This is a genomic window from Streptomyces sp. NPDC040622 (genome assembly GCF_055593965.1).
The window spans coordinates 487,202-507,411 of sequence record NZ_JBVIXD010000004.1 but is presented as its reverse complement, the minus strand read 5'-3'; the positions used below and the strand labels follow the sequence as shown (position 1 = coordinate 507,411).

Annotated in this window: 12 protein-coding genes and 2 pseudogenes; 9 read left to right on the top strand and 5 right to left on the bottom strand. The window is 71.8% G+C overall.

The window, feature by feature from the left end; translation table 11 throughout:
- Nucleotides 1-6 precede the first annotated feature (6 nt).
- A complete protein-coding gene (locus ACZ592_RS13920; protein WP_471581746.1) occupies nucleotides 7-1,077 on the bottom strand; it encodes a radical SAM protein in 1,071 nt (356 codons plus the stop codon).
- A gap of 462 nt (nucleotides 1,078-1,539) precedes the next feature.
- Here ACZ592_RS13920 and ACZ592_RS13915 point away from each other — a divergent pair.
- From ACZ592_RS13915 to ACZ592_RS13900, 4 genes and pseudogenes are all read left to right on the top strand, one after another.
- A pseudogene (locus tag ACZ592_RS13915) lies at nucleotides 1,540-2,283 on the top strand (SDR family oxidoreductase); the annotation flags it as partial.
- Between the two features lie 734 nt (nucleotides 2,284-3,017).
- Nucleotides 3,018-4,046, top strand: coding sequence for an ornithine cyclodeaminase family protein (locus ACZ592_RS13910; RefSeq protein ID WP_471581745.1), 1,029 nt, complete (start codon nucleotides 3,018-3,020; stop codon nucleotides 4,044-4,046).
- 56 nt (nucleotides 4,047-4,102) lie between these two features.
- Nucleotides 4,103-4,345, top strand: coding sequence for a hypothetical protein (locus ACZ592_RS13905; protein WP_471581744.1), 243 nt, complete (start codon nucleotides 4,103-4,105; stop codon nucleotides 4,343-4,345).
- A complete protein-coding gene (locus ACZ592_RS13900) occupies nucleotides 4,342-5,622 on the top strand; it encodes an ATP-grasp domain-containing protein (protein WP_471581743.1) in 1,281 nt (426 codons plus the stop codon). Before ACZ592_RS13905 ends, ACZ592_RS13900 begins: the two co-directional genes overlap by 4 nt.
- 139 nt (nucleotides 5,623-5,761) lie before the next feature.
- Here ACZ592_RS13900 and ACZ592_RS13895 read toward each other — a convergent pair whose 3' ends face one another.
- Nucleotides 5,762-8,551 carry a helix-turn-helix transcriptional regulator gene (locus tag ACZ592_RS13895; protein WP_471581742.1) on the bottom strand — a complete coding sequence of 930 codons (2,790 nt, stop codon included), beginning with the start codon at nucleotides 8,549-8,551 and terminating at the stop codon, nucleotides 5,762-5,764.
- Between the two features lie 112 nt (nucleotides 8,552-8,663).
- Between ACZ592_RS13895 and ACZ592_RS13890 the strand changes: the two genes are divergently transcribed.
- Nucleotides 8,664-9,740, top strand: a complete 1,077-nt coding sequence (locus ACZ592_RS13890; protein ID WP_471581741.1) for an NAD(P)H-dependent amine dehydrogenase family protein — start codon at nucleotides 8,664-8,666, stop codon at nucleotides 9,738-9,740.
- A 4-nt stretch (nucleotides 9,741-9,744) separates the two neighbouring features.
- A complete protein-coding gene (locus ACZ592_RS13885; protein WP_471581740.1) occupies nucleotides 9,745-10,236 on the top strand; it encodes a carboxymuconolactone decarboxylase family protein in 492 nt (163 codons plus the stop codon).
- Between the two features lie 55 nt (nucleotides 10,237-10,291).
- On the opposite strand, the gene ACZ592_RS13880 is transcribed toward ACZ592_RS13885, so the two are convergent.
- The gene (locus tag ACZ592_RS13880) at nucleotides 10,292-11,929 is read right to left on the bottom strand and encodes a GMC oxidoreductase (RefSeq protein WP_471581739.1); all 1,638 of its coding nucleotides are present in this window, start codon (nucleotides 11,927-11,929) and stop codon (nucleotides 10,292-10,294) included.
- Between the two features lie 171 nt (nucleotides 11,930-12,100).
- On the bottom strand, nucleotides 12,101-14,917 hold the full coding sequence (locus ACZ592_RS13875) for a M4 family metallopeptidase (protein ID WP_471581738.1): 2,817 nt from the start codon (nucleotides 14,915-14,917) through the stop codon (nucleotides 12,101-12,103).
- Between the two features lie 285 nt (nucleotides 14,918-15,202).
- Between ACZ592_RS13875 and ACZ592_RS13870 the strand changes: the two are divergent.
- The 3 genes and pseudogenes from ACZ592_RS13870 to ACZ592_RS13860 all read left to right on the top strand — a co-directional run.
- Nucleotides 15,203-15,613 (top strand): annotated as a pseudogene (locus ACZ592_RS13870) (MFS transporter); the annotation flags it as partial.
- Nucleotides 15,614-15,753: 140 nt separating this feature from the next.
- On the top strand, nucleotides 15,754-17,400 hold the full coding sequence (gene qcrB / locus ACZ592_RS13865) for a cytochrome bc1 complex cytochrome b subunit (RefSeq protein WP_471581737.1): 1,647 nt from the start codon (nucleotides 15,754-15,756) through the stop codon (nucleotides 17,398-17,400).
- A 21-nt stretch (nucleotides 17,401-17,421) separates the two neighbouring features.
- Nucleotides 17,422-18,276, top strand: a complete 855-nt coding sequence (locus tag ACZ592_RS13860; protein ID WP_471581931.1) for a metallophosphoesterase family protein — start codon at nucleotides 17,422-17,424, stop codon at nucleotides 18,274-18,276.
- Nucleotides 18,277-18,288: 12 nt separating this feature from the next.
- Here ACZ592_RS13860 and ACZ592_RS13855 read toward each other — a convergent pair whose 3' ends face one another.
- Nucleotides 18,289-20,172, bottom strand: a complete 1,884-nt coding sequence (locus ACZ592_RS13855; protein ID WP_471581930.1) for a potassium channel family protein — start codon at nucleotides 20,170-20,172, stop codon at nucleotides 18,289-18,291.
- Nucleotides 20,173-20,210: the final 38 nt, after the last annotated feature.

The following is a 20,210-nucleotide window of genomic DNA, read 5'->3' as shown; positions in this document are numbered from 1 at the left end:
CGCGGCTCAGACGAAGTCGCCGTGCAGAGTGCTCGGCACTTCCAGCGCGTAGTCGTGCAGGGCCTCGTCGAGCTTGATCTGGCCGCGCTTGAGGAGCTCGAGGAGCTCGTTCTGCGGGCGGTAGAAGCACGACTTGCACAGGTCGGTCCTGCGCGGGTTGGACTCCTCCCACTCGGCGCGCGGGCCGCCGTCGAGTACCTCCGCGTAGCCCTGCTCGACGACGTTGCCGATCAGGTAGCGGCTGTTGAGGTGCACCTGCGGGCACGGGTAGAGATTTCCGTCGGCGCCGACCGCCGTGACGAAGCGGCTGTAGTGGCAGCGGTCGAAATCGCCCTCGACCTCTTCCACCTGGTCCATCGGGCCGCGGTCGAGTTTCGGCACCGACACCTCGAAGGCGTCCGTGGAGAACTCGGCGGCGCGGGTGAGGGATTCGGCGATCTCCGACATCACCGATTCGATGGTCTCGTGCCCCATCGCGCTGTAGAACTCGGGCTCGAAGCGCACGTAATGCGCCCCGGAATCGCGGGCGATACGAGCCGCCTCGATGATCTCCCGATAGTTCTGCAGGGTGATGACGTAGTTGAAGCCGATGCGGAAGTCCGGGTCGACGGCCTTCTCCCTGAGCTTGCCGACCGAGCCGATGAACTTCGAGAACGTCTGCTCGCGGTCCCGCGTGATGTCGTCGAAGGTGGTCTCCGTGCCGGCGTTCAGGCCGATGCGGACCCAGGTGTGCGTCTCGGCGACGCAGTCGGCGACCTTCGGGCGGCCCAGGCGTGAGCCGTTGGTGATCAGGCCGATCCGCAGTCCGGCCGTGTGCCCGGCCCGGCAGATCTCGGCGTACCCGGGGTGGATGGTGCACTCGCCGCTGCCGCAGAAGGTCACGGCGCGGCCGTCGTTGGCGGCGAATTCGCGCAGCAGCGTGACCGCCTTGTCGGTGGCGATCGAGTCCTTGAACGAGAACAGGTCGTAGAACTGCTCTTCGTTGGGAGAGTGGAAGTTGCAGAAATTGCAACGCATGTTGCAGGCGCCCATGATGCCGATGCGCATGTGGACCGGCTTGATCTCCTGGCCCGCCACGAAACGGCGCAGCAGATCTCCGTGGGCGAGTACTTTCTGCGGCGAGTGTGCCTGATCGAGGCTGACGATTGGCAGGCCTTCTCGATTCTGGGGGGCTGCCAATCCAATGTCGCCGGCACCAGGTGTGCTGTTCACGAACCCCCCACGCATAGTTGATGTGCGGTGATGTTGTTCGAGCGCTGATTCGAGCGGTATTGGGGACACTATGGAGGCCGCGAAGTGCTGTCAATGGGTCTAGACAACCCGGTAGTTGATGGCGGAATCAAGGCTGCCGGTCTGTTCGTGGACACCTTGACGTGGTAGGTGGCGCGCCGCCGCCCGGCGGCCGGGGCGGGCGGCCAACAGCCGCCTGGCCAGGGGATATTCCGTCTTCGGGGCGGTGTCCGCCCACGCCCCGGACCTCCGCACTGTGGTGCCCGCGACCATGGGAGGACCCGCTCCCGCCTCCTTGGCGTTCCGCACATGACGAGCGCACACTTCACCGGCCGCACCGTCCTGGTGACCGGCGCCGGGAGCGGCATCGGGCGGGCCTGCGCCGAGGCGTTCGCCGCCTCGGGTGGTCTGGTCCACGTCGTAGACATCGACGCGGAGTCGGCCAAGTCCGTGGCCGATACAGTCGGCGGCGTGCCGCACGTCGCCGACCTCACCGACGCGGCCGCGATCGCCGCACTGCCCGCCGGAGTCGACATCCTGGTCAACAGTGCGGGCACCCAACACGTCGCCCCCGTCGAGGAGTTCGACCCCGCCGTCTTCGAGCGGATCCAGCGCCTGATGGTCACTGCACCCTTCCTGCTCTTGCGGCACTGCCTGCCCCACATGTACCGGCGGGGATGGGGCCGGGCGGTGCACATCTCCAGCGTGCACGGGCTGCGGGCCAGCCCGTTCAAGTCCGCCTACGTCGCCGCCAAGCACGGTCTGGAGGGGCTCAGCAAGGTCGCCGCCCTCGAAGGCGCCCCGCGCGGCGTCACGAGCAACTGCGTCAGCCCCGGCTACGTCCGTACGCCCCTGGTCGAGGGGCAGATCGCCGACCAGGCCGCCGTGCACGGCATCGCTCCGCGGGACGTCGTCAGGGACGTCCTCCTGGACCGCTCGGCGATCAAGCGCCTGATCGAACCGGCGGAGGTCGCCGCCGTCGCCCGCTGGCTCTGCGGTCCTGACACCGGGTACCTCACCGGCGCGTCGATCCCTGTCGACGGCGGCTGGGGGCGAGCTGACCACCCCGAACCGCCCGAGGAAAACCCTGGGTTCGGCCGCGGTGACCCGAGGCCGAACGGTGGAACCACCGGCTCGCCGTCCCCGCGTACGAGGCCCCACGCCCCACCCGTCACGCCCGGCCCGCGGCGCAGGGCAGGCCACCCCGGCCCCCGCCCCCGGACCCCAGGGTTTTCACGGTCGCGACCGCCCGTGTGCAGGGCCAAGGTGGACCCACGGTCGCGGAGTCGCGGCGGACCTGGAAACACCGATACGGGGGAGAAGGACCGGTGACCGGACGTACTACGGGGGTGTACGCACGGCGGGTCGGCCAAGGATCGGGGGAGCGACCGTCACGAGGGCGGGGGACGGGGGTGCCCGACGGCACCCCCGCTCGGGTGCGGGACGTCTGCGGGATCGGGCGCACCCCACTGCTGCCCGCACGGCTGAAGGCGGCCAAGCGGTGGCGTGAAGTGGGTCTGAAACGCGAGGAGTTCGACCTGGGCGGTTCGGTCGGGGGCCGGACTGCCCACGCCCCTTGTCGAGGGCCTGGCGGACCGCGGGCCGCCCGGCCAGGGGCGCACCGCGGTCGAGTCGACGTCCGGGAACCCCGGCGCGGCCCTCGCCCCCTGCGGCGGCCGTCTTCGACGCCCCGCTCCCCGCCTGACCCAAGTGCACCACGCTCCCCGCCCGACCGGGGGAGCACCGCGTACCACCGCACCGCGCGCCACAACGGGGGACCCATCGCCATGCCCGCTCACGGCACCATCACCCAACGATCCGACACGCTCACCTATCTCTGCGGCGACGAGGTGCGCCAGGCCTGCGCCGAGATCGACCCGCTGGCCTGCATGCGCGAGACGCTCGTCGCGCACGCCGAGGGCAGGACGATCCTGCCGCCGGGGTCCTGCCTCGGCTGGGAGCCGCCCGGCGGCGGCGCGGCTCGCAGCAGCGCCATGCCCGCTCTGGTGCACGGCGGTCTCACCGCCGCCGGGACGAAGATCATCAACGCCCAATCCGGGAACGCCGCCCAGGGCCTGCCCCGCGCAGGCGGCCTGACCGTGCTCTTCGACCCGAGGACCGCACGGCCGCTGTGCGTCATGGAGGGCGCGTACATCAGTGCCCTGCGCACCGCCGCCGTCTCCGTGCTCGCCGTCCGCCGCCTGGCCCGTCCCGGCGCGCGGGTCGCGGCACTCTACGGCGCGGGCGTCATCGCCCGCGAGCACGCCCTGATGCTCGCCCGCAGGCTGCCGGGGCTTGAGGAGATCAGGGTGTACGACCGCGTGCCGGGCCGCGTCGCGCAGTTCGAGCAGGACACCGGCGCGGTCCTCGCCACCTACGGCGTGAAGATCCTCGCCGCGGAGGACGCCCGCACGGCCGCGCACGGCGCCGACGTGGTGATCGCCTGCACCAGCACCCGGCGCGGCTACGTCGAACGCGACTGGCTGACCCCCGGCGCCCTCGCGGTGAACGTCTCGCTCGACGACCTCACCGCGGACGTGCTCCTGACCGCGGACAAGCTCTACGTCGACGACTGGGCGCTCATCCGCGACGACCCGCACCGGCTGCTCGGCCGGCTCCTGCGCGAGGGACGCGTACGCGAAGAGGACGCCGGCACGATCGGCGACCTGCTCTCCGGCGCGTGCCCCGGACGGGAGTCCGACGACGAGCTGATCGTCGTCAACCCCTTCGGCCTCGCCGTCGAGGACATCGCGCTGGCCCACCGCGTGTACCGCATCGCCCGCCACCGGGGCCTTGGCACCGCGCTCCCGCGTTGAGCCCGCCCGTCCCGCACCAGACCTGCGCGCATCCCGTACCCACGGAGAAGAAGACTGTGAAACGACTGCTGTTCGTCGCGGGCCGCAGCGGCCCCTCCCTCGACCTCGCCCTGCCGCGGCTCGCGGCGGTCGTGGACGTGCACGCCGTGATCCTCTCGCCCGTCCACCCCGTCCACCCCGTCCACCCCGTCCACCCCGGCGGCCACACCGGGGACTTCTACCGCGAGCAGGGCTTCGAGTCCGCGCCCGAGTGCGTGGCCCGGCCCCGGCGCGAGGCCCCGGCGAAGGAGACCCGATGACATCCGTCGGCACCACCGCGGGAACCGTCCTGGTGATCGGCAGCGGCACCGAGGAGTACCACGCCTACCTGCTGCGCTCCGCCGCGCTCCGCGCCGACCTCTGGCTGCTCGACGCGGCGGCTCCCACCTGGCAGGCCCCGCACCTCACCGGGGCGGCCACGGTCGACCCCACCGACGTCAACGCCCTGATCCGCGCGGCCCGTGAGGTCGCCGGAATCAGGAAGGTGCGCGGCGTCCTGTGCTACGACGAGGCACTGGTCCTGCCCACCGCCCAGGTCGCCGAGGCCCTCGACCTGCCGGGCCCGTCCCTCACCGCCGTCCGCAACTGCCGCGACAAGCACCGCACCCGCGCACTGCTGCGTGACGCCGGACTGCCGCAGCCCCGCCACGCCCTGGTCGCCGACCTCGCGGCGGCGGCCGCCGCGGCCGAGTGGATCGGCTACCCCGTGGTGGTCAGGCCCCGCGGGCCCGACGCGAGCCGCGGCGTCGCCCTGGTGCGCACGGCGGGCGACCTGCGGGGCCTGTTCGCCACCGCGCGGGCGGCCCACTGCCCGGGCGTCCCGGCCCACCGTGCGGGCATCCTCGTCGAGGAGTACCTGGACGGTCCCGGGATCAGCGTCGACGGCGTCGTCCACGACGGCCGCTACACCCCGATGTTCCTCGCCCGCAAGGAAGTCGGCCCCTCCCCGTACTTCGAGGAGACCGGCCACCTGGTCAGCGGCGACGATCCGCTCCTCGACGACCCGACGCTGCGCTGGGTGCTCGCCGAGACCCACCGGGGACTCCGTATCGGCGACGCTCTCACCCACACCGAACTGCGCCTGACCACACGGGGATTCGTGGTCGTCGAGGTGAACGGCCGGCTCGGCGGCGACCTCATCCCGCACCTCGGCTTCCTCGCCACGGGCATCGACCCCGGACCGGTCGCCGTGGACGTCGCCGTGCGCACCCCGCCCGACCTCACGCCCGACCGGGCGGGCAGCGCGGGCATCCGGTTCCTCCACCCGTCGGAGCCCTGCCGGGTGGAGCACGTGACGGTGCCCGAGGCCGACGCGGGGCAGGGGCTGCTGAGGTCCGTCGCCCTGGCCGCGCCCGGTGACACACTGCGGCTGCCGCCGCTCGACCACCTCCAGCGGTACGCGTACGTCCTGTGCGAGGCCGACACCGCGGCCGGGTGCGCCGCTCGCCTGGACGCTGCGGTGGACCGAGTACACCTCGAAGCGAAGCCGTTGGGCCCCGTGCCCGACGACATGCCCGAGGAGCGGGCCGCCTCGTGACCACCACGGCCCCGGCCGCCTGCGACCTCGCCCTCACCGGCCACGGCGGGAGGGAGCTCCGTGCTCGGCACCCTGCTCGGCACACCCCTCGCCGGACGCGTCGGCAACCGCCCCGCGATCGCCGACGGGCGCTGGCGGATCAGACCCCGGAGATCTCCGAGACGTCGGAGGCCTGGGCGAGCAGCCGGACCAGCTGAGCCCTGCGGTGCACGCCGTCGAGCTTGCGGTAGACGTTGCTCAGGTGGAACTCGACGGTCTTGACGCTGAGGAAGAGCCGCTCGGCGACCTCGTGGTTGGTCAGCCCCCGGCCGACGACCAGTGCGACCTGCAGTTCCTGCGGGGTCAGCCGCTCCAGCGGCGCGCGCTCGGGCCGCACCTCGGTGCCGCCCGCCGCGTGCAGTTCGGCGGCAACCCGCGCCGCCCATCCCACGGCGCCGAGTCGCTCGAACGTGGCGAGCGCCCGCTCCAGGAGGCGCCGGGCCTCGCTGCGCCTGCCCTGCCTGCGCAACCGCTCGCCCCACGCGAACTCGGTACGTCCCCGCTCGAAGGGCACCGGACGCTCGGACAGCAGGGCCAGGGAACGCCGCATGTGGCGCGAGACGGTCTCCGGGTCGCCGGGTTCGAGCAGCCCGCGGCAGCGGGCCGCCGCGCCCGCGGTCACGGGCCGGTGGCCGCGGCCCGCCTCGTACTCCAGGACGGCGAGGACCTCACGGGCCTCGTCGGTGCGGTGCAGATGGACGTACGCGTCCGCGAGGTCGGCCGCCCACGTCAGATACAGTCCGTCGCCGCGCCCGTGCCGCTGGGAGAAGGCCCGTACCTCCTCCAGGTGGTGCACCGCCTCCTCGAACCGGCCGAGACCGAGCTCCAGGAGGCCGAGTCCGCCGAGGGCCCGCGCCGCGTCCATCTGCAGTTCGGTGGAGGCGGCCCACTCCATGGCCTGCGCGGCGTGCCGCCTGCAGTCCTCCTCCCGGTTGAGTGCGGCCTCGGTCCTGACCAGGGCGGCGAAGGCACGCGACACCTCGATCAGCTGCCCGCTGGCCTCGGCGAGCCGCACCGCCTCGTCGGCGTGCGCGAGCGAGGGCGTCCAGCGGCCCCGCCAGAACTCGACGACGGACAGGGTGCCCAGGAGGTGCGAGAGCAGCCCGACCGCGCTGGAGCCGCGCGCCGTGTACGCGGCGCGGTCCAGGAGACCGTGCGCCTCGTCCAGTTCCTCGGCGGCGAGGTAGCACAGGCCACCCACCCCGGCGAGCGGGTAGGGGAAGGCGGGGTCGGGCGAGGCGAGGGGCTCCGCGAGCTCGCCCAGGAGCGTGCGGCCCGCCTCCGCGTCCCCGCCCAGCAGCAGCACCAGGGTGTGCAACAGCCGTACGGGCAGCAGCGTTTCGTGCGCCGAGTCGGCGAGCTCCATCGCCGAGGCGGAGGTGTGGCGGGCCGCGGTGAGGTCGCCGATCGCCAGTTCGGTGAGCGCGATGCCGCCGAGCATGACCGCGGCGAGCGCCGGGTCGACCTTCTCCGCCTCGTCGACGGCGGACCTGAGGAGCTCGCGCGAGCGGGTCGGCCGGCCGCGCTGCACGTCCAAGTAGCAGCGGAGCTGGCGGATGTCGAGCTGGGTGCCGAGCTGTTCGGCGTGCTCCAGGGCGCGGTCCAGGATCGCGGCGGCCTCGTTCAGGGAGCCCGCGGCCTGCGAGGCGCGGGCCGCGCACAGCAGCCGCTCCGCCGTGCGCTGCCCGGCCGGGCTGAAGCGCGCGGCCCGCTCGTACAGCCGGGAGGCCAGCGGGTAGGCGAGGGTCTCGGGGGCGCCGGATGCGGCGTTCTCCAAGAGGGACGCCACGTGCTCGTCCGGTTCGGCGCCCGAGGCGGCCAGATGCCAGGCGTACTGCTCCAGGGCCGGGGCGGTCGCGCCCTGCAAGGAGCGGGCGATGGCGTGGTGGGCCCGCCGCCTGCGCACGGGTGTCGCGCCGTGGTAGACCGCCGAGCGGACCAGCGGGTGCCGGAAGGCGTAGCCGTCCCGCTCCTCGACGACCAGGCCCGCTGCCTCGGCGGCCTCCAGCGACTCGTAGCTGAGCCCGTGCGCCCGCAGCGCCGCCTCGGTCCCGGCCAGCGGCCGGGTGCCGAGGACCGCGAGCAGCAGCATCGCGTCCTGCGCCTCGGAGGGCAGCCGGGCCACGGCGCTGCCGAAGGTGTGGACCAGCATCTCGCCGATGGGCAGGGGCGCTTCGGCGCCCTCGTCGCCGCCCGCGCCGCTGCCGGCCAGCAGGGCGGGCAGTTCGATGAGGGCCAGGGGGTTGCCGCGTGCCTCCGTGAGGAGCCGGGCGGCTTCCTGGGCGGTGAGTTCGGCGGTGCCCTCCTCGGCGATCAGCCGGTGCGCGGACTCGGGGTCGAGGCCGGTGAGGGTCAGGGTTTCGACGGAGGCGAGCCGGGAGGCGGCCTCCTCCAGCTCGTCCCGGGCGGTGAACAGGACGACGACGCCCTCGCGGCCCAGCCTGCGGGTGGCGAAGGCGAGCGCGTCCAGGGAGTACGGGTCGAGCCAGTGCGCGTCGTCGACGACGACCAGGACCGGACCGTCCTCGGCGAGCGCGCCGAGCAGGCTGAGGGTGCCCGCGGCCACCGCGAAGCGGTCCTGGGCGACGGCGGGGCCGAGGGCGAGGGCGCCGGTGAGCGCGGCGGCCTGCCGCTCGGGGATGCGGTCCAGGAAGTGCAGGACGGGCCGGAGCAGATCGGCGAGGCCCACGTAGGGCAGATCGGACTCGACTTCCACGCCGCGGGTGCCGAGCCGCAGGAGGTCGTCGGCCTGTTCGGCGACGTGACCGACGAGGCTGGTCTTGCCGATCCCGGCCTCCCCGCGGACGAGCAGGGCACCGCTCTCGCCCCCGCGTGCCTTGTCGATGAGGGCGAGAAGACGAGCACATTCCGCGGTACGCCCCAGGAGCATGCGTCAAGCGTACCGGCGGTAGGGGACTTGGGAGAGACGCGGAAGCGAACGTATCTCTTCTTGTCGGGCCGCGCCTCTGTCAACCGTCGACGCCCCTCGCTACCCTCCGCGCATGATTCCCACGGTGGTCTGGGGCACCGGCAACGTCGGCCGTGCGGCCGTGCGTGCCGTCGATGCCCATCCTGAGCTGACACTCGCGGCCGTGCTGGTGCACAGCCCTGCCAAAGTCGGCGTCGACGCGGGCGAACTGGCCGGTCTCGACCGGACGTTGGGCGTCACGGCGACCGACGGCATCGAGGCGGTCCTCGCCGCCCGGCCGCGCGCGGTGGTGTACGCGGCCTCGGGCGACCTGCGTCCCGACGAGGCGCTCGACGACGTCGTCAGGGCGGTGCGCGCCGGCGCGGTGGTCGTCACGCCCGCGCTGTACCCGCTCTACGACCAGCTGAGCGCGCCACCGGAGTTCAGGGATCCGGTGCTCGCGGCGGTCGCGGAGGGCGGCGGGTCGCTGTTCGTCTCCGGCGTCGATCCCGGCTGGGGCAACGACGTCCTGCCGCTGCTCGTCAGCGGCCTCGGCTCCACGGTCGACGCGATCCGCTGCCAGGAGATCTTCGACTACTCGACGTACGACCAGGCGGACGCGGTCCGCGATCTGATCGGCATGGGGCACCCGATGGACTACGAGCCGCTGATGCTCGCGCCCTCGGTGCCGACCATGGTGTGGGGCGGCCAGATACGCCTGATGGCCAGGGCCCTCGACGTCCGGATCGACGAGATCCGCGAGACGATGGCGCGCCATCCGCTGGAGGCCACCGTGCACACCCGCACGATGGGCGAGTTCGGCGCGGGCACGCAGGGCGCGGTCCGCTTCGAGGTGCAGGGCATCGTCGACGGCGAACCCCGCATCGTCATCGAGCACGTCACCCGCATCCACCCCTCCTGCGCGCCGCACTGGCCGACCCCGCCCGACGGCGGCGACGGCGCCCACCGTGTGATCGTCGAGGGCCGGCCGCGCATCGAGGTGACGGTCGAGGCCACCGACGAGGGCGAGAACCGCTCCGCGGGCGGCAACGCCACGGCGGTGGGCCGCCTCGTGAACGCCGTCGACTGGCTCGTGAACGCAGAACCGGGCCTCTACGACGCACTCGACGTCCCGTTGCGTCCGGCAGCGGGCCGACTCGGAAGGAAGTGAACCCATGGGCGGTTCCCTGCGCATCGACATCCCCGAGGGGCAGGACGCGATCCCGTACGTGTGGGGCGACATGGTCCCCGGGATCGGGACGGCCGCGTCGAATTTCTCGCTGGCGGTGTACGCCCACACGACGCTCGGTCTGCGCGAGTTCGAGGCGGCCAGGCTGCGGGTCGCGCAGATCAACGGCTGTGTGTTCTGCCTGGACTGGCGCACCGAGCGGGACGGCGAGAAGGTCGGGGACGACTTCGCCGACGCGGTGACCCAGTGGCGCACCACCGGCCTCTTCGACGACCGCACGAGGCTGGCCGCGGAGTACGCCGAGCGGTACGCCCTGGACCACCACAACCTCGACGAGGAGTTCTGGACGCGGATGACCGCGCACTACAGTCAGGCCGAGATCGTGGAGCTGAGCATGAGCATCGGTTCCTGGCTCGCCTTCGGCAGGCTCAATCACGTGCTGGGCCTCGACACGGTGTGCGTGCTGCCCAAGCCCTGAGCGAGGACGGGCCGTTCGGTGGTGCGAGGGCCGCGGCTCTCGCGGCCGGTGCGGCTCACAGATCGGTCGCGATGACCTTCTCGATGTTCCGCTCGGCGAGCGCCGTGATCGTGACGAACGGGTTGACGCTGGTGTTGCCCGGGATCAGGGCGCCGTCGATGACGTAGAGCCCCGGATAGCCCTGCAGGCGCCCGTAGTTGTCGGTGGCCTTGCCGAGCACCGCGCCGCCGAGCGGGTGGTACGTGAGGTGGTCGCCCCAGATCTTGTAGGTGCCGAAGAGGTCGGTCCGGTAGATCGTTCCCTCCTTGGAGTTGATCTTGTCGAAGATCGTCTTGGCGGCGTCGATCGACGACTGCTTCCAGGCGGTCTGCCAGTTGAGTTCGGCCCGGTTCGCCGCGGCGTTCCAGGTGAACTCGGCGCGGTGCGGCGTCTTGGTGATCGACAGGTAGAACGAGGCGTACGTCTCGATGCCGGTCGGCAGCGGCGCGACCTCGGCGAAGGCGCCGCCCGCGGCCCAGTTGTCGATGCCGGCCGTGGGGATGGACGACTGGAGCTTGCCCGTGGGGTCCCACAGGTGGTTGGCGCGGCCGACCATGACGTTGCCGTTGTCGCCCCAGCCCTTGCCGATCTCGCCGTTGAGACGGGGCAGTGCCCCGGTGGCCTTCAGCTTGACCAGGAGCTTGCTGGTGCCGACGCTGCCCGCGGCGAAGAAGACCTTGTCGGCCGTCACGGACTTGGTGGCGACCGTGCCGCCGCCGGTGTTCAGCTGCTCCATGGTGACCGTGTAGCCGCCGCCGGCCGCCGGGGTGACCGAAGTGACCCGGTGCAGCGGGGAGATGGTGACCCGGCCGGTCGCCTTGATGCGGGCGAGGTAGGTCTGCTGCAGGGACTTCTTGCCGTAGTTGTTGCCGTAGAGGATCTCGCCCGCGAGCGCCGACTTGGGGACGGTGCCCGCCTGTTCCTTCTTCATGTACTCCCAGTCGTACACGTCGGGCACGAAGGTGAAGGTGAAGCCGGAGCGCTGGGCGTGCTTGCGGCCGACCCGGGCGTACTGGTAGCACTCTGCGGTCTCGAACCACGCGGGATCGATGGTGTTGACGCCGAGGCCCGCGTTGGCGCGCGGGTAGTACGTGCCGTACATCTCGCCCGCGTCGACCGTCGGCAGGACGGCGCCGAAGTTCTCGCGCCTGGGCGTGACCGCCATCCCGCCGTTGACCAGGGAGCCGCCGCCGACGCCGCGGCCCTGATAGACGATGATGCCGCCGAACTCCTCGGCGTCCAGGATGCCGGTGTAGCGGGGGACGTCCTTGTCGATCGGGAAGCCGAGGAAGTTGCTGATGGGCTGCTTGGTCCTGGTGCGCAGCCAGAAGGAACGCTGGTCGGGGGCCGTGGTGTTGGCGAAGATCTTGCCGTCGGGTCCCGGGGTGTCCCAGGCCATCCCCATCTCGACCATCTGCACGTCCACGCCCGCCTCGGCGAGCCGCAGCGCGGCCACCGAGCCGCCGTAGCCGGTGCCGATCACCAGGGCCGGGATGTTGGCTCCGTCCGCGATGACGGCGGGGCCGGTCCTGGCGCGGGCCGACGTGGCCTGCCCGGCCAGCGCAGCAGCCCCAAGAATAGAACCTGTTCCTGCAATGAATCTCCGACGTGACACACCGTCAGATCCAGTGCCATGCACTGCTGATGCACTCATGTGATCTACCTCACTTGTGAGTGAATGGAAACGAGTTCTACTGCGGGGAGTGTGCGAAGTCACGGCATACTTGTGGGTAATTTCCGGCTCAAGGGTGCGCCCCGCCCTCCGTGCCTGGAGGAAGCGGGGCGCACTGGTGCATTGGTTCTCTTCCGCCGGATTCGGCCCGTACTACGAGCAGTTGCCCGCCGGGCGGGACCGGGTGACCAGATCGGTGTGGCCGGTGGTGCCGTCGATCCACACCACGCGCCGGCCGGCGTCGGCCGCGCCGTGGCTCTGCTCGCCGCGGTTGCAGGAGACCCGCTGGGCGCCCTTGCCGTTCAGGTCCGTTTGGACGAGCTTGGTGAGGTTGCCGTTGCTCCAGCCGCGCTCGGGCTTCCACCGCGTCAGCGTCAGTGCCGTGTCGGAGGCGTCCACGCCCCAGAGGTAGGCGTCCTCGCTGTCCTCGGGGATGACGTCGGTCAGCCCCGTGCCGTCGAGCTTCGCCCGGCGCAGGCCCTGCCGGTTGTCGTCGGCGATGTCGTCGACCAGCCAGTACAGGTACTTTCCGTTGATCGTGGGCGTGGAGATGCCGAGGCGGCTCTCCTTGGCGGGGACCAGCGTCTGCCGACCGGTCCGCACGTCCGTGATCTCGGTCGAGACCTGCTGGTAGCCGTCGCCGTCGGTGTAGACCTTGGCGTACCCCAGCTTGTCGCCCCGCAGTGTGGGCAGCGCGGTCAGCACCTCGTAGCGGCCGCCGTCCACGAAGTGCGGCTCGCGCTCACCGGGCTTGATGTACGCGACGCGCTGCTGGCCGAAGGGGCTCGACTCCTGCCAGGCGACCGTGTCGCCCGAGACCCGGACGTTGCCGACGGTCGTCCCCGCCGACCAGAGCTTCTTGACCGGGCCGCCCGCCAGCGGGCGGGAGAGGACGTCCACGCTGTTCGCGCCGTACGCGACCCAGGCGACCGTCTTGCCGTCGGTGTCCGCGTAAACGTGGAAGCGGCCGTCGTTGGGGCTGATCAGCTTCGGGGCGCCCTTGCCGTTCGTGCGGCCCGCGTAGACCGAGTACGGCTCGCCGCCCTCCTCGTCGGACTTGGACGTGGCCCACCAGCCGCCGCCCGCGCCCGCGCCGGTCGACGTGGTGTTCAGGTCGCCGAGCAGCTTGTCGGAGTCGGCGCCGATGGCCTTCTCCCAGCCCTTGACGATGCCGTGCGCGTCGAAGGCCCGGGTGACCGAGCGCAGGTCGGCGCCCTTGACGCCGAGGTCCTTGGCGGCGGCGACCACCGCGTTGCGGGCCTCGGTGAAGCCGTCGAGCGGGGTCAGGTACTCGCTGAGCGCCTTGTAGACGATCCGGTCGGCGCGCTTGCCGCCGAGGTCCTCACGGATGTCCCACAACGCCCCGGAGAAGATGGTGGAGTTGAGGTGCACCCCGCCGCTGTCGGTGGCGTAGGTGACGCCGAGGAAGTCCTTGGCGGTGGTGCGGCCGTCGTTCAGGTCGCGCATCGCGCAGTCCTTCGGCCCCTGCGTGCGGCACAGGTTCTCGCCGATCAGCGAGGCCTCGGGGGAGCCCGCGTTGCCGGTCGCGTTCACGTCGATGGCGTTGCCGAAGTAGTCGGCGACCGCTTCGTTCAGGGCGCCGGACTGGCCGGTGTAGACGAGGCCCGCGGTGTGCTCGACGACGCCGTGCGTCATCTCGTGTCCCACCACGTCCAGGTCGGCGGAGAAGACCCTGTTCTCCTCGTCGCCTCCCCCGTAGACCATCTTCTGGCCGTCCCAGAAGGCGTTGACGAACGGCAGGCCCTGATCCGTCACGCCCACCAGGGAGTTGATGGCCATGCCCTTGCCGTCCAGGCTGTCCCTGCCGTGCTCGGCCTTGTAGTAGTCGTAGACCCGCCCAGCCGCCCAGTGCGCGTCGACCGCGCCCGACTCGGTGGCGTCCTTGCCGAACGCGGGGGTCGGCGACGTGACGTCTTTGAGGCCCGAAGGCCACTTGCCCGACGCGTCGTTCGCGTCCACGTCCCTGGCGTCGTACGTGGTGATGGGGTTCTTGCTGCCGCTCCACTGCCGACGCTGGTCGATCAGTCCGTACGCCCCGGACTTCGCGTCCTTGGTGACGTCGAGTGCGACCTTGCCGCCGTCCAGCTTCACGCCCGAACCCGCCTGGCCGGGGTGGCCGGCCGCGTCGTCGAACGCCTGGATGCCGGAGTAGCTCAGAACCGGGAAGCCCGCGTCCGCGTCGACGTAGATCTCCTGCTTGACCGGCGCGCCGGTCGCCGGGTCCTGGCCCGTGACGGTGACGTGGTAGGTCAGGACGCCCTCGCCCCGCGGCAGGACGACGAGGCCGTGGGACGTTCCGGTGAGGGCGGGCTTCTTCGGGGAAGTCCCCTTGCCCCGGGTGCCCTTGCCCTCGGCGCGGTGGTCCTCGGCCTTCGGCCCGCCCAGCTTCGTCCAGGTGCTCGCCCCGCCCTCGGCCGGCCCGGAGAGCGCGGCCGAGGTGGCCCGCTCGACGGCCGTGCGCTCCGACACCTTGGCGTCGGCCCTCACCGTGAGCCCGGTGAAGTACTTGCCGGACGTGCCCGTGACGACCCGCTCGTCGCCCTTCTTCGCCAGGCGCACCAGGTACTGGCCGCCGAGCACCGGTATGCCCCGGTGCTTCTGCTGGAAGCGGACGGCGTCACCGGCGCGTCCGTGCACCGTGCGCCCGGCGGTCAGGTCCCGCCGGGGGTCGGCTATGCGGTAGCGGCTCTTCTTCTGCGCCAGGTGCTTCTTGGCGGCGTCCGCCGCGCTGCCCGAGGCCTGGGCGTGCTCCTCGATGCCGTCCACCAGGGCGGGCGTCGCGGTGCGTTGGCCGGGTATCAGCTCCGGCACCGGCTCGGGATCCGCGGCCAGGGCGGTGGGTGCCGACACGGCCAACAGGGCGGCGACGCCCAGCAGGGCCGCGCCCCCGGCCGCGCCGGACCTGACGGATCTCTGAACGCGTGTGCTGCGTCTGGGTGTTGTGCTCATGGGTGACGTGCTCACATTCCCCTCCGTGGCAGGGCCGCAGGTCGTGCGGCCCTCTTGATCATGAAGGTGCCAGACGAATGTGGATCAAGTGATAACGCGGTGTCACAAGTGGCCGGAACCGGCATCCCGCGACCGGCCGTCCCGTACCGGCCACGACCGGCATGCCGGCCGTGCACACGGCCGGGCGACGAACCATGGTGCTCCGCCATATACGCCACTGATCTGCGGTTTCCCACCTTGTGCCGGTACGGAAGCGTCCCCGCAGAACTCCCGGAAGTGGTGCACATGGCCTCGCAAGGAACCGCTCCGCCCACCCGCACCGGCCTTGTCCGTATCGTGGCCGCGAGCCTCGTCGGCACCACCGTCGAGTGGTACGACTTCTTCCTCTACGGCTCGGCCGCGGCCCTCGTCTTCAACAGCCTCTTCTTCCCCTCGATCGACCCCCTCGTCGGGACGCTGCTCTCCTTCCTCACCTACGCGGTGGGCTTCGCGGCATGCCCCCTCGGCGGAGTCGTCTTCGGCCACTACGGCGACCGGATCGGCCGCAAGAAGCTGCTCGTCGTCAGCCTGCTGATGATGGGCGGCGCCACCTTCGCGATGGGCCTCCTCCCCACCCACGCGAGCATCGGCGCCGGCGCACCCGTCCTGCTCACCGTGCTGCGCCTGGTGCAGGGCTTCGCCCTCGGCGACGACTGGAACACCCCCGCCCGCACCCTGGAGATCCAACTCGCCCTGCGACTGCACCGGTTGACGCCACCGGGGTGAGATGTCACGTCCGTGACTGTTGGATCCGTCGTCCTCGCGACCTACCCTGGTACCGCCTGAGAGGGAGTCGCATGAGCGGACGCATCGAGCGCACCGGGACCAATGCACAACCTGTACGGCAGGGGAAGGGGGAGCGGGTCGCCGACTGGGCGGACGGGCGGCTCGGCATCCACACCCTCGCCAGAACCCAGATGCGCAAGATCTTTCCCGACCACTGGTCGTTCATGTTCGGGGAGATCTGCCTCTACAGCTTCATCATCCTGATCCTGACCGGCACCTATCTGACCCTCTTCTTCGACCCCAGCATGTCCGAGGTGACCTACAACGGCCCGTACGTACCGCTCAAGGGCGTCCTGGTCTCCCGGGCGTACGAGTCCACGGTGGACATCAGCATGGAGGTGCGCGGCGGCCTGCTGATCCGGCAGATCCACCACTGGGCCGCGCTCGTCTTCGTCGCCGCGATGCTCGTGCACATGATGCGGGTGTTCTTCACCGGCGCGTTCCGCAAGCCGCGCGAGCTCAACTGGCTTTTCGGCTGGACCCTGATGTTCCTGGGCATCATCACCGGCCTGACCGGCTACTCGCTCCCCGACGACATGCTCTCCGGCACCGGCATCCGCTTCGCGCAGGGCGCCATCCTCGCCACCCCCGTCATCGGGACGTACCTCTCCTTCTTCCTGTTCGGCGGGGAGTTCCCCGGCGAGGACATCATTCCGCGGCTCTACCCGATCCACGTGCTGCTGCTCCCCGGCATCATGCTCGGGCTCGTCGTCGCGCACCTGATCCTGGTCTTCTACCACAAGCACACCCAGTTCGCCGGGCCCGGCAGAACCGAGAAGAACGTGGTCGGGGCGCCGCTCCTGCCCGTCTACATCGCCAAGGCGGGCGGCTTCTTCTTCCTCGTCTTCGGGGTGCTCGCGATCATGGGTGCGGTCGCCTCCATCAACCCGGTCTTCGCGATCGGCCCCTACCGGCCCGACGTCGTCTCCACCGGCGCTCAACCCGACTGGTACCTGGGCTTCTCCGAGGGACTGATCCGGGTGATGCCCAGCTGGGAGATCAATGCCTGGGGACACACGCTCAACCTGGGCGTCTTCATCCCCTTCTCGCTCTTCCCACTGATCCTGATGGCGATCGCCGTCTATCCGTTCGTCGAATCCTGGGTCAAGGGCGACCGGCGCGAGCACCACATCGCGGACCGGCCGCGCAACGCGCCGGTGCGCACCGGGCTCGGTGTCGCCTGGCTCGCGCTCTTCGGCGTCCTGATGGTCGGCGGCGGCAACGACCTGTGGGCCACCCACTTCCACCTCTCCATCAACGCCATCACCTGGCTCGTGCGGATCGGCTTCTTCGTCGTCCCCGTCCTCGCGTTCGTCGTCACGCACCGCATCTGCCTCGGCCTGCAGCACCGGGACCAGGGGAAGGTGCTGCACGGCAGGGAGACCGGCACCATCAAACGCCTCCCGCACGGCGAGTACGTCGAGATCCACGAACCGCTGCCGCAGGCCGAGCTCTACCGGCTCACCGCCCACGAACAGCCCCGGCCCTACGAGATCGGCCCCACGGTCGACGCCAACGGAGTGACCCGCAAGGTCCGCCGCTCCGAACGCGTCCGGGCCCGGCTCGCCCGCGCCATGTACGGGCCCAAGGCGCAGGTGCCCAAAGCGACGCCCGAGGAGTACCTGGCGATCCAGCGGGGGGAGGGCGATCACCACTGACTCGGTTAGCCTCGCACCGTGATGGCATCCGAGAAGACTCCCAAGCTGCTCGCGATCAGCGACCTGCACGTGGCGTACGCGGAGAACAGGACGTACGTCGAGTCCATCCGGCCCGAGACGGACGAGGACTGGCTGATAGTGGCCGGCGACGTCGCCGAGCGCATGGCCGACATCGAGTGGGCGCTGCGCACGCTCGCCGGGCGCTTCGCCAAGGTGGTGTGGTCGCCCGGCAACCACGAGCTGTGGACGCCCAAGGACGATCCGGTCCAGCTGCGCGGCGACGAGCGCTACCGGCACATCGTCGCGCTCTGCCGCGAGTTGGGCGTGGCCACCCCCGAGGACCCCTATCGCGTGTGGCGGGGAGCGGGCGGCCCGGTCGTGGTCGCCCCGCTCTTCCTGCTCTACGACTACACCTTCCGCCCCGAGGGCACGCACACCAAGGAGCAGGCCCTGGAGGCCGCCCACGAGGCGGGCGTCGTCTGCACGGACGAGTACTTCCTGCACCCCGACCCGTACGCGACCCGCGACGACTGGTCCCGCGCCCGCGTCAAGCACACCGAGGAACGGCTCGCCGAGCGGCCCGCGGGCCTGCCCACCGTCCTGATCAACCACTGGCCGCTGCTGCGCGAACCCACCCGGATCCTGCGCTACCCCGAGTTCGCCCTGTGGTGCGGCACCGAGCGGTCCGCCGACTGGCACCTGAAGTACGAGGCGGCGGCCGTCGTCTACGGCCACCTGCACATCCCCCGCACCACCGTGCACGACGGGGTGCCGCACATCGAGGCGTCCGTCGGCTATCCGCGCGAGTGGCGCAGGGACTTCCACCCCGACCCGCACCTGCGCCAGGTCTTGCCGGTACCGCCCGCCGCGGAGTGACGGGCGGGCCCGTCACGACTGCACGGGCAGCGGGCGGCGGGCCAGGAGCTCGGCCAGGCCCTGACGGGTGGCGGCCAGCACGACACGGTCCTCGGGGCGCAGCGCGTACTCCGGGTCGAGCCGCCACTCCAGGCCGCCCGAGGGCGGGCCGTCGCCCTGGCCCGCCGCGCGCTCCAGGGCGACGACGCGCCACGCCCCCGGCCGGAACACCTCGGCGACCGTGCGGCCCGTCAGCTGCGGCTGCAGCGAGACGTCGAGGGCCGCGAAGAGCAGCACCGAACGCTCGACGGGCAGTGCGCCGAGGATCTGCCGGCCCATCATCGCCCCGGCGAACGCGGGCGCGGCCAGCGCGGACACGCTGCGGCTGCGGGTGAGCGCGCCCGGGTGCGCGGCGCGCAGGGTGCGGTAGACGGCGGTCGCGAACTCGTCGTCGTACAGCCGCAGCGCCACCCGCAGGTCGGGCTTCACCGACCGTGCGTACAGGGCCGCTTCGAGGTTGATGGTGTCCGCGCTGGTCAGGGCGAGCAGGGCGTGCGCACGGTGCACCTTGGCCGCCTCCAGGACACCCTCCTCCGTGACGTCGCCGACCACGGTGGGCACCCGCAGGCGCCGCGCCAGGGAGATGCCGCGCGCCTCGGGGTCGGCCTCCACGCACACCACCGGGATGTCCAGCTCCCGCAGCCGGGCGAGCACGCGGGTGCCGATCTTGCCGAGGCCGAGCAGGACGACGTGGCCGGAGAGGCCGCGCGGCGGGCGGCGCAGCGAGGACGCGGTGCGGAACGTGCCGAGGGCCTCCAGGACGGCGGCGAAGAGGATCGGCAGGAGCAGCAGCCCGACCAGGCCGGAGAGGAGCTGCAGGACCTGCCGGCTCATCGGCCCCTCGGTAGCCGGGTCGTTGAGGGAGAACAGATCGAGGAGCGTCAGGTAGGTGGCGTGCAGCGGGGTGTCGTCGGTGGTGACGATCGAGGCGATGGCCATGCCGACGACGGCCGCCGCGAACCCGGCCACCGACCAGCGCAGCCGCCGCGAGAACAGCTGGCGCAGCGGCACGCCCCGGCCCGTGAGGAACCCGGGCGGCGGTGTGGACCCCGAGTACGACACAGCTTCGAGGACCAGCGCCTCACGCCCCGGCGCGGCGGCCACGGTGGCGTCGTCCGGCAGCAGCCGAGGCCCCGCGCCGGTGTCCGAGTCGTCGTGGCCCTCGGCCCCGGCGGGGTCGCTTGCGGTGGCCGAGAGCAGCGCGAGGGTGGCGAGGCCTTGCGGTGCCACCTCGCCCGGCGCCGGGGGCGTCCGTTCCACCGCACGCAGCAGCAGCCCGTCGGCGTGCACGACCTTGCTGGTCCCCGCCACGGCGGTGGCCGCGAGGGCCGGCGCCGCGGTGTCCGCGTCGGACAGCACGGTGACGCTCGCGTCGGTGGTGGCGAGGCCCGCGACGGCGGCGGCCTGGTCGAGCAACTCCTCCAGATGCTGGCCCAGCTTGCGGTTGTAGAGCCGGATCACCAGGCGCAGGCGGGGGTTGAGCCGCCGGGCGGCCAGCGCGGTGCGGATGTTGGTCTCGTCGTCGTCGTGCATGAGGGCGAGTGCGGCGGCCTGCGGGACGCCCGCTTCGCCCAGCACGTCGTCGGTGAGGTCGGATGCCTCGATGGTCCGCGGCAGCTCCGCCGCGCTGTTCCCGTCGCCGTTTCCGTTCCCGCCGCCGTTGCCGTTGCCGGTGGTGCGCGAGACGGCGGCGGTGATCCGTCCCAGCAGCGCGGTCGTCCGTGCGCGCCCGGTCAGCGGGTTCGGCTCGCCGCGTCCCGCGGGCGGTACGACGAGGACGACCTGCTCGCCGTAGACGCCGCGGAGCTCGGCGGCGAGCCGGTGGGCCAGGGCGTTGTCGCCGCCGCACACGACCATGTGGCCGGAGGCGGGCGGCGCCGGGCGCTGTGGGGGAA